13 protein-coding genes are annotated in these 14742 nt (G+C 33.4%); 4 read left to right on the forward strand and 9 right to left on the reverse strand.

Annotation, left to right across the window (positions count from 1 at the left end; genetic code table 11):
- Positions 1 to 248: 248 nt before the first annotated feature.
- Positions 249 to 929, forward strand: a complete 681-nt coding sequence (locus HXZ69_RS11180) for a hypothetical protein (protein WP_286496011.1) — start codon at positions 249 to 251, stop codon at positions 927 to 929.
- 49 nt (positions 930 to 978) lie between these two features.
- On the opposite strand, the gene sucD is transcribed toward HXZ69_RS11180, so the two are convergent.
- The 3 genes from sucD to HXZ69_RS11195 form a co-directional block, all read right to left on the reverse strand.
- The gene (gene sucD, locus HXZ69_RS11185) at positions 979 to 1848 is read right to left on the reverse strand and encodes a succinate--CoA ligase subunit alpha (protein WP_038337297.1); all 870 of its coding nucleotides are present in this window, start codon (positions 1846 to 1848) and stop codon (positions 979 to 981) included.
- Between the two features lie 167 nt (positions 1849 to 2015).
- Positions 2016 to 2942, reverse strand: coding sequence for a UDP-3-O-(3-hydroxymyristoyl)glucosamine N-acyltransferase (locus HXZ69_RS11190; protein WP_286496012.1), 927 nt, complete (start codon positions 2940 to 2942; stop codon positions 2016 to 2018).
- A gap of 88 nt (positions 2943 to 3030) precedes the next feature.
- The gene (locus HXZ69_RS11195; RefSeq protein ID WP_286496022.1) at positions 3031 to 3813 is read right to left on the reverse strand and encodes an META domain-containing protein; all 783 of its coding nucleotides are present in this window, start codon (positions 3811 to 3813) and stop codon (positions 3031 to 3033) included.
- A gap of 163 nt (positions 3814 to 3976) precedes the next feature.
- On the opposite strand from HXZ69_RS11195, the gene dnaG reads away from it, so the two are divergent.
- Together dnaG and HXZ69_RS11205 are read left to right on the forward strand one after the other, a co-directional pair.
- Positions 3977 to 5923 carry a DNA primase gene (gene dnaG, locus HXZ69_RS11200; RefSeq protein WP_286496023.1) on the forward strand — a complete coding sequence of 649 codons (1947 nt, stop codon included), beginning with the start codon at positions 3977 to 3979 and terminating at the stop codon, positions 5921 to 5923.
- Positions 5924 to 6170: 247 nt separating this feature from the next.
- A complete protein-coding gene (locus HXZ69_RS11205; protein ID WP_286496024.1) occupies positions 6171 to 6662 on the forward strand; it encodes a septal ring lytic transglycosylase RlpA family protein in 492 nt (163 codons plus the stop codon).
- A 58-nt stretch (positions 6663 to 6720) separates the two neighbouring features.
- Here HXZ69_RS11205 and HXZ69_RS11210 read toward each other — a convergent pair whose 3' ends face one another.
- Positions 6721 to 7026 carry a hypothetical protein gene (locus HXZ69_RS11210; RefSeq protein ID WP_286496025.1) on the reverse strand — a complete coding sequence of 102 codons (306 nt, stop codon included), beginning with the start codon at positions 7024 to 7026 and terminating at the stop codon, positions 6721 to 6723.
- Positions 7027 to 7150: 124 nt separating this feature from the next.
- Between HXZ69_RS11210 and HXZ69_RS11215 the strand changes: the two genes are divergently transcribed.
- Positions 7151 to 7462, forward strand: coding sequence for a hypothetical protein (locus tag HXZ69_RS11215; RefSeq protein ID WP_180906125.1), 312 nt, complete (start codon positions 7151 to 7153; stop codon positions 7460 to 7462).
- A gap of 80 nt (positions 7463 to 7542) precedes the next feature.
- Here HXZ69_RS11215 and HXZ69_RS11220 read toward each other — a convergent pair whose 3' ends face one another.
- The 5 genes from HXZ69_RS11220 to HXZ69_RS11240 are packed head-to-tail and all read right to left on the reverse strand — an operon-like array spanning position 7543 to position 14728.
- Positions 7543 to 8880 (reverse strand): hypothetical protein, encoded by a 1338-nt coding sequence (locus HXZ69_RS11220; protein WP_286496026.1) that lies wholly within the window; start codon positions 8878 to 8880, stop codon positions 7543 to 7545.
- A gap of 18 nt (positions 8881 to 8898) precedes the next feature.
- The gene (locus HXZ69_RS11225) at positions 8899 to 9579 is read right to left on the reverse strand and encodes a c-type cytochrome (protein ID WP_286496027.1); all 681 of its coding nucleotides are present in this window, start codon (positions 9577 to 9579) and stop codon (positions 8899 to 8901) included.
- The gene (locus tag HXZ69_RS11230) at positions 9579 to 10148 is read right to left on the reverse strand and encodes a DUF3341 domain-containing protein (protein WP_221627898.1); all 570 of its coding nucleotides are present in this window, start codon (positions 10146 to 10148) and stop codon (positions 9579 to 9581) included. Before HXZ69_RS11230 ends, HXZ69_RS11225 begins: the two co-directional genes overlap by 1 nt.
- Positions 10129 to 11532, reverse strand: coding sequence for an NrfD/PsrC family molybdoenzyme membrane anchor subunit (gene nrfD, locus HXZ69_RS11235; RefSeq protein WP_038336919.1), 1404 nt, complete (start codon positions 11530 to 11532; stop codon positions 10129 to 10131). Before nrfD ends, HXZ69_RS11230 begins: the two co-directional genes overlap by 20 nt.
- 34 nt (positions 11533 to 11566) lie before the next feature.
- Positions 11567 to 14728, reverse strand: coding sequence for a TAT-variant-translocated molybdopterin oxidoreductase (locus HXZ69_RS11240; RefSeq protein ID WP_038336918.1), 3162 nt, complete (start codon positions 14726 to 14728; stop codon positions 11567 to 11569).
- Positions 14729 to 14742: the final 14 nt, after the last annotated feature.

Below are 14742 nucleotides of genomic sequence, written 5' to 3' on the forward strand. Positions count from 1 at the left end.
TGCTTTGTTTCATAATTATCCCTAAGTTAATAAACTATATTTTTAAACGTTCCGTTTTTTAGGGAAGATTACACATTCAACTTTATTTTATAATTAGTAATAGTAAAGAGTCTTATGAATTTAATAACAACAGACTTATTTATACTAATTTAGTATATAAGAAAGCGATAGATTTCACAAGCTATAGTATTACAAATGGTGAATATAAAGATTCTTATAAAAGGAAGTCTAATGGACAATTAATTCAATTGTATGCTGATAATAAAATAGTTTGTCGTATTAAAGAAGTTCATAATAAATATGTGTTTGATGAGATTCTATCTTATTTAAAAACTAATTATCCTGAAATAAAAAAGAATGAAGACTTTGAAATAAGTTTTGTAGAAAAAGAATACATTATAATTACATCATTGATTTTCTCCTCTTTAATAATATTTATTTTATCTTTTAGCATAGAAAATTATCATTCTGATAAAATACAAGAATACAAAACCATTAAAGGTCATATGGCTTATCAGCCAGAAATAGATTTTAGTGGAAAAAGGAAAAATCGAAAAGAATATTTAATCTTTAAATTAAAAGAATATCCTCAAATAAATTTCAATTTACAATATGAAAATTTCAATAAAATTAATGGATATGAATTTGTTAAAACAAATCATCAAAATAATTTGATTGAATTCGAAATTTTTAAAGAGGATAATGATTACAAAATCAAAAAAATGGCACAACCTTATTTTTATTCTCATTTAAATAATAAGAAAATAATATCAATACAAGCTTTAAAATATCAAAATAAAGAGTTAATACAAATCGATTTTTCAAATAAATTTCAAGGGCGATTTGATTTATTACTAATGTGTTTAGGAGTATTATTGATTGTATTGATTACATATAATATTTATTGCATAACAAGAATTTTAAAATAAAAAAAGGAACTCAAATTTGAGTTCCTTACTATTTTGATTAAGAATATTCTTATCCTAAAACTTTTGCAACTGTAGCTCCGATATCAGCAGGAGATGCAACAACATGGATTCCACATTCTTCCATAATTGCCATTTTAGCTTGTGCTGTATCATCAGCTCCACCAACGATAGCTCCAGCGTGTCCCATTGTACGACCTTTTGGTGCAGTTTGTCCTGCGATAAATCCTACAACTGGTTTAGTTCCATTTGCTTTAATCCAACGAGCAGCCTCAGCTTCTAATTGTCCACCAATTTCACCAATCATTACGATACACTCAGTTTCAGGGTCATTCATAAATAATTCAACAGCTTCTTTCGTTGTAGTTCCAATAATTGGGTCTCCACCAATTCCGATTGCTGTAGAAATTCCGTAACCAGCTTTTACAACTTGGTCTGCAGCTTCGTAAGTTAAAGTTCCTGATTTAGAAACGATACCAACTTTACCTTTTTTGAAAATGAAACCTGGCATAATACCAACTTTAGCTTCCTCAGAAGTAATAACACCAGGACAGTTAGGTCCGATTAATGTTACATCTCTTTGGTCAACATAAGCTTGTACTTTTACCATATCTTCTACTGGAATACCTTCTGTAATACAAATAATTACTTTGATACCTGCTTCTGCAGCTTCCATTACAGCGTCAGCAGCGAATGCTGGTGGAACGAAAATAATAGAAACGTCTGCTCCTGCTTGATCAACAGCATCTTTTACTGTGTTAAAAATTGGTAATCCTAGGTGAGTTTGTCCTCCTTTTCCTGGAGTTACACCACCTACTACTTGTGTTCCATATTCAATCATTTGCTCAGCATGAAAAGTTCCTTCTTTCCCTGTGAAACCTTGAACGATTATTTTTGAATCTTTGTTTACTAATACAGACATTGTGATTTTTAATTTACACAAATATAAAAGGAGTTTTGCATTTTAAAAAATATTCAATGTAAAAAATACACTAAGTCTTTATTAGAACAGGACAAAAAAGTATAAGATATTTATCATAAAAAAAAGCCGACCAAATGGTCGGCTGCAAATATATTCTATAAAGAATTTTATTTTCTCTTGTAATCGCGAACCATTATCTCTGTGACAGCCATTTTTTTATACAAGCCACGAGCCTCTTCTGCTGGATAACCAAAATATGTTTTTCCACCTTCCAAAGATTTACTAACTCCTGCTTGTGCTAATAACACCGCTTTTGTACCGATTGTTATACCACTTGTAATCCCAACTTGTCCCCAAATAGAAACTTCGTCTTCTACATTTACACAACCAGCAATTCCAACTTGCGAAGCAATCAAACATTTTTTACCTATAATTGTATCATGACCAATCTGAATTAAGTTATCCATAATTGTTCCTTCTCCAATAATTGTAGACGCAGAAACTCCTCTATCTATCGTACAATTCGCACCAATTTCTACATTATTTTCGATGATAACATTTCCGACAGATTTTAAACGATCAAAACCTGTTTCGCGGTTTTTGTAATAAAATGCATCAGCTCCTAAAACTGTTCCCGAACGAATAATTACATTATCTCCGATAATTGCATAATCATTGATTGAAACATTAGAATGAATCACACAATTTTTTCCAATTTTAACATGATTTCCAATAAATGCCCCTGGCTGAATAACTGTTCCTTCACCTATTTCTGCTGAATCAGAAATTTGTTTTGTAGAAGTTTCAAACGCCATAAAATGTTGTCCAATTTTGACAAAATCACGGAAAGGATCATCAGAAATCAACAAAGCTTTTCCTTCTGGACAATCAACTTCTTTGTTAATCAAAACGATTGTAGCATTCGATTGTAACGCTTTATCATAATATTTTGGATGATCAACAAAAACTATATCTCCCGCTTCTACACGGTGAATTTCATTGATTCCTTCTACTGGAAAATTTTCGTCTCCAATAAATTTCGCATCGATAATTGATGCTATATCTTTTAATTGATGTGTTTGTGGAAATTTCATCTTTCTCTCCTTTTAAAAAGTCTACAAATATAAAAATAAAAAAGCTGTCAAAAAATGACAGCTTTAATGATTTATAAATTGAATTTCATTATTTTTTCTTGAAAACCATTGTTTTAACATCATTTGCAAACAAAACTAATTTTCCGTCTACAATTTCGTATTTATTTACATTATTAAAACGCTCTCCAAAAGCATCATAATCTACACCTTGACAAGCCATTCGCGTAGTGGCGATGTTTTTTACTGTCAATGAATTACCAACTGCTACATAAGCACCTATCAAATTATTACATCCATCATTACCAGAAACCTTGTTATTTTGAAATGTTAATCTAGGTTTTTGATTTGGGAAACGATCATCTAATGTTTTGGCACTTCTATCTTTACCAATAAATTCTTCTAATTCCCAAGAACCTGCTAAATTACCAGGACGAACAAAAGTCATGATGACAATATCTCCTTGAATTAATAATAATTTATTATCTGAAATAGAGTATTTTAATTTTCCGTTTAATTTTGAACTGAAATTAGAATCTTCTACATTTTGACAAGCTTTCATCGTAGACATCATATTACCAAATGTAATTTCATTTCCAGAAATTGTAACTCCTCCATTCAAAGTGTTACAACCATCCGAAACATTTAACATACTATTCGAAATAAAATTAAGGTAAGGAGTTCCCATTGGATAAGCTTCTGCAATAGAACCTGCCTTCATAAAATTGATTTGGCTCAACTCCCATTTTCCTAAAATAGAGTTGTTATTTGTGTTTTCAGTATTACCTATCACGTTATTAACAGTAGAACAAGATGTTAAGAATCCTGTTGCTAAAATTGCTGAAAAAGATATTTTTAAAATTGTTGATTTCATAAAATTTAATTTCAAGTTTCAGTCTAATAAACGAATATCATACCAAATCTCAAAAATGTTAAAATACATTTCTACAAAGGTTTTGAAAAGATGAAGCCAAGTAAAGAATTTGTTTTAATTTTGAGAATTAATTTGTTTACATAATTCTAAAAAATAATTCAATTTGATTTCTCAAAGAACGATAGATATAATTTTCGAAACAGCTCGTGTAGAAGAAGTTGTTGGTGATTTTGTAAACTTAAAACGTGCAGGTTCTAGCTTAAAAGGACTCTCGCCTTTTGGGAACGAAAAAACACCTTCTTTTGTTGTTTCACCTGCCAAACAAATCTGGAAAGATTTTTCTTCTGGAAGAGGTGGAAATGTTGTGACTTTTTTGATGGAAGTTGAACAATTTACTTATCCAGAAGCGTTGCGATGGTTGGCAAAACGTTATAACATCGAGATTGAAGAAGATGCTGAATATACTTTTGAGCAACAACAAGAGGAAAAAGACCGCGAAAGTTTATATATCTTGACTGATTTTGCGAAGAAATTCTTTACTAATCAATTGCATAATTCGGAAGAAGGAAATTTGATTGGATTAAGTTATTTCCGCGAACGTGGCTTTACCAAAGAAACTATCGACAAATTTGAACTTGGTTATTCACCAAAACAATGGGATGCCTTTGCTGAATATGCCTTAAAAAATGGTTATTCGAAAGAATTAATTGAAGAAGCTGGTTTAGCAACTTTCAAAGAAGATAATAAGAAATATGACAAGTTTCGCGAACGTGTTATGTTTCCTATTTATAGTTTTTCGGGACGTACATTAGGTTTTGGTGGAAGAATTTTGCGAAATGATGCCAAAGCTGCTAAATATTTAAACTCTCCCGAAAATAAAATTTACCATAAAAGTAAAACGCTTTACGGATTATTTCAGGCAAAACAACACATTACAAAAGCCGATCAATGTTTTTTGGTCGAAGGTTATACAGATGTTTTGTCGTTGCATCAAGCAGGAATTCAAAATGTAGTAGCGAGTTCTGGAACAGCGCTTACAAATGAACAAATTCGTTTGATAAAACGTTTGACAGAGAACATCATTGTGATGTACGATGGTGATAATGCTGGGATCAAAGCATCTTTCCGTGGAATTGATATGATTTTGGAACAAGAAATGAATGTCAAAATTCTTTTGTTACCAGAAGGCGAAGATCCAGATTCGTTTTCCAAAAAACATTCGACAACAGAAATCGAAGCGTATATAAAAGAAAATGCCTCCGATTTTATTCGTTTCAAGGCAAATGTTTTGTTGGAAGATGCGAAGAATGATCCTATCAAAAAAGCTGAATTAATTAGAGAAATTGTCAAATCGATTTCACTTATTCCAAATATTATCAAGCAAGAAGTTTACATTGCAGAAACTTCTAAAATTATGGAAATTCGAGAAGAAGTTTTGTTCAAAGAATTGGCTCAATTGCAAAATTCTGGCGATAAATCAACTTCTTCGTCTTCTCATATTATCGATAATGCGCGAACAAAAAAAACTGCTATTTCGGTTGTTCCGTCTACAAAGGAAGTCATCAATGTTCAACAAACTGTAGAAAATGAAATTATTAAGTTGATTATGCAATTTGGTGATTTGGAAGTTGATTTGAAGAACGAGAACAACGAGCTATATAAAACAACAGTTAACCAAGAAATCATTTCTCAATTTGATGAAAACGAACTGAGTTTGAGTAATCCGCTTTATCAATCTATTTTAGAAGAAGTGAAAGTTGGTTTGGAAAATGATGAATTGCGAACAGGAACTTATTTTTCTCGATTAACCAATCCAGAAATTGTACAGCTTGCTTCGGAAATGATGTTAGAAAAGCATAGTTTAAGCGAAAACTGGACAGTAAAACAAGGCATCAATATTAAGAAAAAAGAAGAATTTGTGCACAAAGATTTATTTGATGTTTTACTTCGCTTCAAAATTATTTACATAGATAATATGATTAAAGAATTGATGCATCAAACAAAAAATCCTGAATTATCAATTGAAGAAACGAGTCAAATTCTTCAACAAATTATGCGTTTTACTGGATTAAAAAATATCTTAAATCAACATCTTAATCGCGTCATTTAATTTAACATTTACTTGTTAAAAAGTTAATAAATTGATTAATAATTATTTAGACAATATTTGTAAATAATTCTTAAAAATTTTAATAAGTAACTATATTTTTAACTTATAGTTAACATTTCTTTCTAAAGCTACTAAACATATACATTTAAGTCTCTTTTCATTTCTAAAAAACATTAGAAAAAACTATGCATGTACAAACAAAATCAATTATGCTTATTTTAGATAAAGATTCAGAAAGAACTAAAGAATGACAAAGAATATTTTAACATTATTAGTAATGCTGATGATTATCCCAATGGCTCAAGCTAAAGGAAAATCAAACTTTTCAATAGAAAATCCGTTACCAGTTACTATAACTAAAAATTTGAAACTTAATTTAATCAATAAATTTTCAGATTTTAATAAAACAGATAACACTGCGATTTCGGAAATTGTTGAAAAAGCTGGAAAAAAAGTAAGTGGAATTGTATCATGGTATGCTGATAAATTTCACGGTAAAAAAACTTCTAGTGGCGAGTTATATAACAAAAATAACTTAACTGCAGCCCACAAAACTTTACCATTCGGTACAAAAGTCAAAGTAACCAATATAAATAACGGAAAATCTGTTGTTGTAAAAATAAACGATAGAGGACCTCATACAAAATCTCGTTTATTGGATTTGAGTAAAGCAGCGTTTACTTCTATAGGTTCTATTAATGCGGGAACATTAAACGTAGAAATGGAAGTTGTAGAATAAAACAATTTTTAGATATTAAAAAAGAAAAGGATTGAACAATGTTCAATCCTTTTCTTTTTTAATCATTATGATGTTTATTATGCCCTTTCTTTTTATAATATTTCCCATTATTTTTCTTTTGTTGACCTGGTGCATATCTTTTTGAAGATTTATCACCGTGTACTTTTTTGTGTTGACCTGGTGGTAAGCTACGATGGTCATCATATCTTACTTCGTACTTCGGATATTTCTTATACTTCTTTTTGTGTTTATGCTGATGCTCTAATCCATATATAGTTGTAGATCCATCACACGAAACCAAAAATAAAGCAGCAAGAGCAAAAACTGCAATCAAGTTAATTTTTTTTAATAGTATTAGTTTCATAATCATATTCATTATATTCACTTTGAAATAAAACAATAACCTTACCAAAAAAGACTTTACTATATTTTAATGAATATACTGATTGGAATAGTATTTGAGACTCAATAATTAAACTATTAAAATTATGAAAGAAAAAATCCAATACCGCTACAAAACAACAAACGAAGCCTTAGACGAACTAAAAGAAAATGGTTTTACGATTGACTATAATATCGAAAAAGATCAATTAAAACAAGCTCCTGAAATCTTTGATATCGTGTGTATTTATCGTTACGAAGGAATGTCTGATCCTGATGACGAATCTTCGGTTTATGGTATAATCAATAATCAAAACGGAGATAAAGGTGTTTACGTGGTTGGAAATTTATCAACAGATGACGATGTCGATCATTTCTTGGTTGATTTGGAAATAAAACGTAGAACAATTCAAGAATAAAAATATTACAAATTATTAATCAAATAAAAAAGCTCGATGCAAATGCATCGAGCTTTTTAGGTTTTATAACATCTTTCTAATTAGAAAGGATATTCATAAATTTTTGATTCGTGGAAGTAAGGGTGACCTTTTGCTTCTAGGTTTAATTTAGAAACTGCATTCATAACTACGAATGTAAATAATCCTCCGATTCCAACTAATGCTCCAATTTCCATTAAACCAAAGTTGTGGAATGGTCCAACAGCTGCTGGCATAATTTGGTTGTAGAAATCCCAGTAGTGTCCAAAAATGATAACAAATCCCATCGCGAAAACGATTTGATAACGACGTTTCATGCTTGAAGAAATTAAAATCAAGAATGGAGCTACTAAGTTAATAATCAACATCCAGAAATATAATGGGTATTGCGCCATACGTTGTTGGAAGTATTGAGCTTCCTCAGGAATGTTTGCGTACCATTGTAACATGAATTGACAGAACCATAAGTATGACCATAATAATGAGAAACCGAACATGAATTTTGTTAAATCGTGTAAGTGGTTATCATTGAATAATGGTAAAGCGTTCTTTCTTTTTAAGTAGATAGAAATAATTGCCATAATAGAAACCGCAGAAACTAAGTATGAAACCATTCCGTACCACATAAATAATGAAGAGAACCAGTGTGGATCTAAAGACATCACGAAATCCCAAGCAAATGCTGCAGAACAAATTGCGAAAATCACTAAGTAAATTACTGATTTTTTGTACAATTGAGCGTACACTTTTAAGTCTCCGTTTGTCTCATCTAATTTGCGTGTTGCGTTTTTAATTACTGGTAACATTAAAGATAATACTACTAAGTAAATAACACAACGTATTAACCAGAAGTTAGGGCTTAACCAAAGTTGAGCTTTGTTTGCCATGTAGATATCATACTTCTCGCTATCAGGATTTATTAAATCAGCATCCATCCAGTGGAATAAGTGATTCATATGAAAATAAGATCCTAAAACGATGATAGCTACAAGTACAGAACCAACTGGTAAAAATGACGCGATAGCCTCCATAACACGAGATACTACCATAGACCAACCAGCGTTAGCTACGAATTGAATACATAAGAAAAACAACGCAGATGCCGCAATACCAAACGATAAATAAGCTGGTACATAGAAAGCAGCCCAAGGTCTGTTTTTCAATAAATTTGTCAAATGCTCCATGTGTCCAGCATGATCTGTGTTCATAGATGCATAAGAATCTGAAATGTAGTCACCAAAAAATTGAGTTGGGTGAGCTTCAATCAAACCGTTAATATATTCAGTTGAATTAGCAACATCTTGTTGATGTAAGAAAAATCCTATCCCGTAAAGTACAACACCTATAACAGCTAAGATAAGTGATGCATTTTTTAATCTTGGGGAAAATGTATATTGCATAATAATTAACTTATTTTATTATTTATTAGTTGCTGTTTCAATTTCTGTTGCAGGTTTTGCTTCAGCAGTTGCGTCTCCAGCAGGAGCAGCGGCAGCTGTAGTAGCACCTTTCAAACTCATTACATATTCAGCAACTCTCCAACGGTCTGCAGGAGTCAATTGAGATGCGTAAGAACCCATCGCATTTTTTCCGTACATAATTACATGATAAACAGAACCTACTGTAACATCTCTTTCGCTATAATTAGGAACACCTGAATAAGCTTTAGATTTTACAATTGAACCTTGTCCATCACCAGCTTCACCGTGACAAACTGCACAATTTTGTCCAAACAATAACTTACCTCTTTCTAAGTCTGCAGCTTTGTTAGCCGCATTCAAAGGAGAAACAGTTACTGCTTTTGCTTGTGCATAACCAGCGTTATTGTTTTTGAAAGTCCATGGTAAAATATCACCATCTGTTCTTGCAACAGCACCTTCTACAGATTCTAATGCAGACATATTATGATTTTTACTTAATACAGGAACTTCAGAGTTTTCTTCGTCATGAGGGTAACCAAAAGTTGCCTTTTCATAAGGATCATATGCCGTAGGATAATACATATCTGGCATATATACGATACTTGCGTGACGTTTTTTATCAGAACAAGAAGTGATAATAATACTTCCTAATCCTATAAGTAATGCTATCTTTTTCATTATGCTTCTTGTACTAAATTGTTAACACTTGGTTCTACGACTACATCACCTTTTACAGTTACTTCTTCAGCACCAGTTTCTACAAATACATTTTTGATTTTCTCAACATCAGCTGTTCTGATTTCGATTAAGAATTTATCATCTGTTGTACGTGGATCTGGGTTTTTAGCTTTAGCACCTGGGTACATTTTGTTACGCACTAAGTATGTTAATGACATAAAGTGCGCTGCACAGAATACTGTCAACTCGAACATAATAGGAACGAAAGCTGGCATATTCTCACCCCAAGAAAAAGATGGTTTCCCTCCAATATCTTGAGCCCAGTCATGGTTCATAATAAACCATGTCATCAAAGATGCTAACGTTGTACCAAATGCACCGTAGAAGAAAGCAAGGTCAGAAATACGAGTTTTCTTTAATCCTAAAGCTTTATCTAAACCGTGTACAGGGAAAGGTGTATATACTTCATCTATCGTAATACCTTGTTTACGAATAGATTTTACTGCTTTTAATAAATCATCATCGTCTCCGTAAAGACCATAAACGATTTTAGTGTTCGTGATGCTCATCTTCAGTATGATGTTTTTTATAGCTTTCGCCTGATGATTTCAAAATAGTTTTTAACTCAGATTGTGAAATAACTGGGAATGTACGTGCGTACAATAAGTATAACACAGAAAAGAATCCCATAGTACCTAAGAAGATACCTACGTCTACCCATGAAGGCATAAACATTGTCCAGCTCGATGGTAAATAGTCACGAGATAAGTTGATAACGATAATATCAAAACGCTCGAACCACATACCGATGTTAACTACGATAGAGATAACGAATGTCCAGAAGAAGTTTCTTCTGATTGGACGAATCCATAATAATCCTGGTACTAAAACGTTACAGATAATTAACGCCCAGAATGCCCACCAATAAGGTCCTGTTGCTGCTCCTGGAGAGAAGTATGTAAAGTCTTCGTAACGAGATCCTGAATACCAAGCGATCCATAACTCTGTTAAGTATGCTACTGCAACCATACCACCTGTTACAACGATTACAATATTCATGTACTCGATGTGTTTACGTGTGATATAATCTTCGTAGTGTAAAACTTTACGCATTACACTTAATAATGTTTGTACCATCGCGAAACCAGAGAAAATAGCTCCAGCAACGAAATATGGAGGATATACTGTTGAGTGCCATCCTTTGATTACCGACGTTGCGAAGTCAAAAGATACAATCGTGTGTACCGAGAATACTAACGGTGTACATAAACCAGCTAATACCAAAGATAACTCTTCGAAACGTTGCCAGTGTTTTGCTCCACCACCCCATCCGAATGATAAGATTCCGTAGATTTTCTTAGCGAATGGTTTTGTTGCACGGTCACGTACCATAGCGAAGTCAGGAATTAATCCCATCAACCAGAAAACTGTTGATACAGAGAAATACGTAGAAATCGCGAATACGTCCCATAATAATGGTGAGTTAAAGTTAGGCCATAAAGATCCAAATTGGTTAGGAATTGGGAAAACCCAGTACATTAACCATGGACGACCCATGTGAATTACAGGGAATAACGCTGCCTGTACAACGGCGAAGATTGTCATGGCTTCCGCAGAACGGTTAACCGACATTCTCCATTTTTGACGGAATAATAATAAAACGGCTGAGATTAACGTACCAGCGTGACCGATACCTACCCACCATACGAAGTTGGTGATATCCCAACCCCAGTTAATCGTTCTATTCAATCCCCATACACCAATACCAGTTCCTACTGTATAAGCAATTGCTCCAACACCAAAGATGAATGCAACCATTGCTATACTGAAACATGTCCACCACAATTTACTTGCTGGCGTCTCAATTGGACGAGCAATGTCTACTGTGATATCGTGGTAGGTTTTATGTCCTAAAATAAGGGGTTCTCTTACCTGTGATTCGTAATGTGACATATTTGTTTACCTTATTAATTCTTTACTAATTTAATTAAGCTTGTTCTTTTCTGTTTCTAACTTTTACTTGATAGATAACGTTTGGTTTTGTACCAATTTCTTCTAATAAAACATAAGAACGTTTATCTTTCGATGCTGCTCTTACTTCAGATTTATCATCATTGATATCACCAAATTTCATCGCACCTGTTCCACAAGCAGCAGCACAAGCAGCAGCAGCCATAAACTCTTCGTCTTTAACTACTCTGTTCTCTTTCTTAGCTTTTAAGATTGCAGCTTGAGTTTGTTGGATACAGAATGAACATTTCTCAATTACTCCTCGTGTACGTACAACAACATCTGGATTAAGTACCATACGACCTAAATCATTGTTCATGTGGAAGTCGTATTTATCATTGTTCGCCCAGTTAAACCAGTTGAAACGACGTACTTTATAAGGACAGTTATTTGCACAATAACGAGTACCAACACAACGGTTATAGGCCATCATGTTTTGACCTTGACGACCATGAGATGTTGCACCTACTGGACACACAGTCTCACAAGGAGCGTGGTTACAGTGTTGACACATTAATGGTTGGAAAATCACATCTGGATTTTCAGCCTCTGGCTTAATTAAACGTGTATATTGTTGTGGTTCGTTATCTGGATCAGATTCTAACGCAACTTTTTGAGTTAATTTTCCGTCTTTATCTTGGTAAGTAACATCAGAGTAGTAACGGTCAATTCTTAACCAATACATATCTCTCGACATACGCATTTGCTCTTTACCAACAGTTGGTACGTTGTTTTCTGCTTGACAAGCAATCACACACGCTCCACATCCTGTACAAGAGTTCATATCAATTGTTAAATTGAAGTGAGGTCCTGTTGAACGATCAAAACTAGCCCATAAATCTACTTCACCTACTGGAGAATCTCCTCTCCATGTTGGCATCTTCGCAACTGGATTCCATTCTTGACGATCTGTGTTGATGAAATCTGCTAAAGAAACTTCTCTTGCGATTTCGTAACGTCCCATCAATGTTGGTTGTTGTTGCATGTTAGCAAATTCGTGTTTATCTGAACGAGAAGATTTTTCGATCTTAACGTTAGATGCACCTACATTACCAGTGTATAATGCGAAAGCGTTAACCCCTACATTATTTGCAACTTTACCAGCTTTTGTACGACCGTAACCGAAAGCTAAACCTACAGTTCCGATTGCTTGACCTGGTTGGATGAATACTGGAACATTTTCTAAAACTACTCCATTAACAGTTAAGTTTACATACTCACCGTCAAATTGCATTCTTCCGTTTGTAACGTTGTAGTTATCTTGAATTTTGATTCCTAATTTTTCCGCATCATTTGGATTAACTGTTAAATAGTTATCCCAAGAGTTACGTGTAATTGGATCTGGTAATTCTTGTAACCAAGGATTGTTTGCTTGTGTACCATCTCCTAAACCAGCTTTAGAATAGAATTGAATCTCCCATTCTGTCGCTTTACCAGCAGCTAATTTTGTAGCAGCAGCTGCAGCAACACCAGTGTTAGCAGTAAATGTAGAAGTTTCAGTCGCTTCATTATAACCATTGTATAATGCTTTGTTGAAATCTACACCTAATTTTGGTAAAATAGCTGATTCCCAGTTTTGTTTTACATATAAGTAATATGGAGAAACTTTTTGTCTAGTTGCAGAAACCGCCATCACCATAATTGGATCATTTGGATCTTCTACTTCTGTTACTTTAGTTACTCCTGTCATCCATGCGATTAATGAATCTTGGAATTGACGAGAATCAAATACACGTGGAATTGTTGGTTGTTGTAATGAATAAACACCTGTTAATGGGTTGAAATCATTCCAAGACTCTAAACCGTGAGTAACTGGAGCAATAACGTCCATTACTGATGCAGTTTCGTCTAATTTTTCAACTAAACCAACTTTAAGTCCAATGTTTTTGAAAGCTGCTTCAATTTCTTTTGCATTTTTAGCATTGTAAATTGGATTTGTTTGGAAGTTTAATAAAACTCCAACTTGTCCAGCTTTAGCTTCTGCAACAAATTGATTAAATACAGCGTCGTTAGACTCTTTTAATAAAACAGCTTTATCAGAAACTGCAGCTGATCCTAACAATTGGTTAATTGCGTATGCAATTGCGTATGCTTCTTTCGAACCATCAGCCATAACAACCGCTTTAGAACCTTTTGCTGTTAATTCAGCAGCAATAGCTAATGCTTCTTTAGATGAAGCTGAACCACCTGCTAATTTATTATAAACTTCAGCCAATACTTTTTCAGTATCAGTTGGTTTTAATGGATAACGTGTATCAGCATTTGCTCCTGTTAAAGATAAAACAGATTCTACTTGGATGTGACGCATCATTTTTGCTCCTGGTTTACGAGCAATACCATAATCACCTTCCATTCCACCACCATTATAATCACCTAAGAAATCTGCGTTGAAAGAAACAACTAATTCAGCATTCTTAAGATCGTAGAATGGCAATTCTCTTTTTCCATAAACTTCTTGCGCTGCGTCTAATGCATTCGTAGAAGAAATTGCATCATAAACAACGTGTTGAGTTGTTGGATATTTTGTTGCAAACTCAGCAATCAACTTTTTAGTTGTTGGTGAAGGTAAAGATGAAGTTAAAATAACTACTTTTTTCCCTCCTACTGATGCTAATGCTTTTGTTACACGGGCATCAAGCTCTTTCCAAGATGTTGCTTTGAAGTTTTCACCTGCGTTTGTTAAAGGTGATTTTATTTTATCAGAATCGTATAATGATAATACAGATGCCTGAACACGTGCATTTGTAGAACCATAATATTTTGCGCCTTTGTTTGCATCAATTCTAATAGGACGACCTTCTCTTGTACGTACTAATACGTTCGCGTAATCGTATCCATCAAAAATTGTAGATGCATAATAAGTAGGTACACCAGGCATAATGTTTTCTGGTTTCACTACATAAGGAACAGATTTTACGATTGGAGCTTCACAGGCTGCTAAAGTAACAGCAGCTGTACTGAACCCTAAAATCTTCAAAAAGTCACGTCGTGAAGTTTGACTATTCTCCATGGCGTTATCATTCCCTAAGAAATTATCTACAGGAATTTCTTCTGCAAATTCGTTGGTAGTTAACTTTTCATTTAATGTATTGTCAGTTAACTCCTCAAAACTTTTCCAGTAATTTTTCTTCGAAGCCATTTATACTCCTCTCT

The sequence above is a fragment of the Empedobacter sp. R132-2 genome (genome assembly GCF_030324375.1).
Classification (GTDB): domain Bacteria; phylum Bacteroidota; class Bacteroidia; order Flavobacteriales; family Weeksellaceae; genus Empedobacter; species Empedobacter falsenii_B.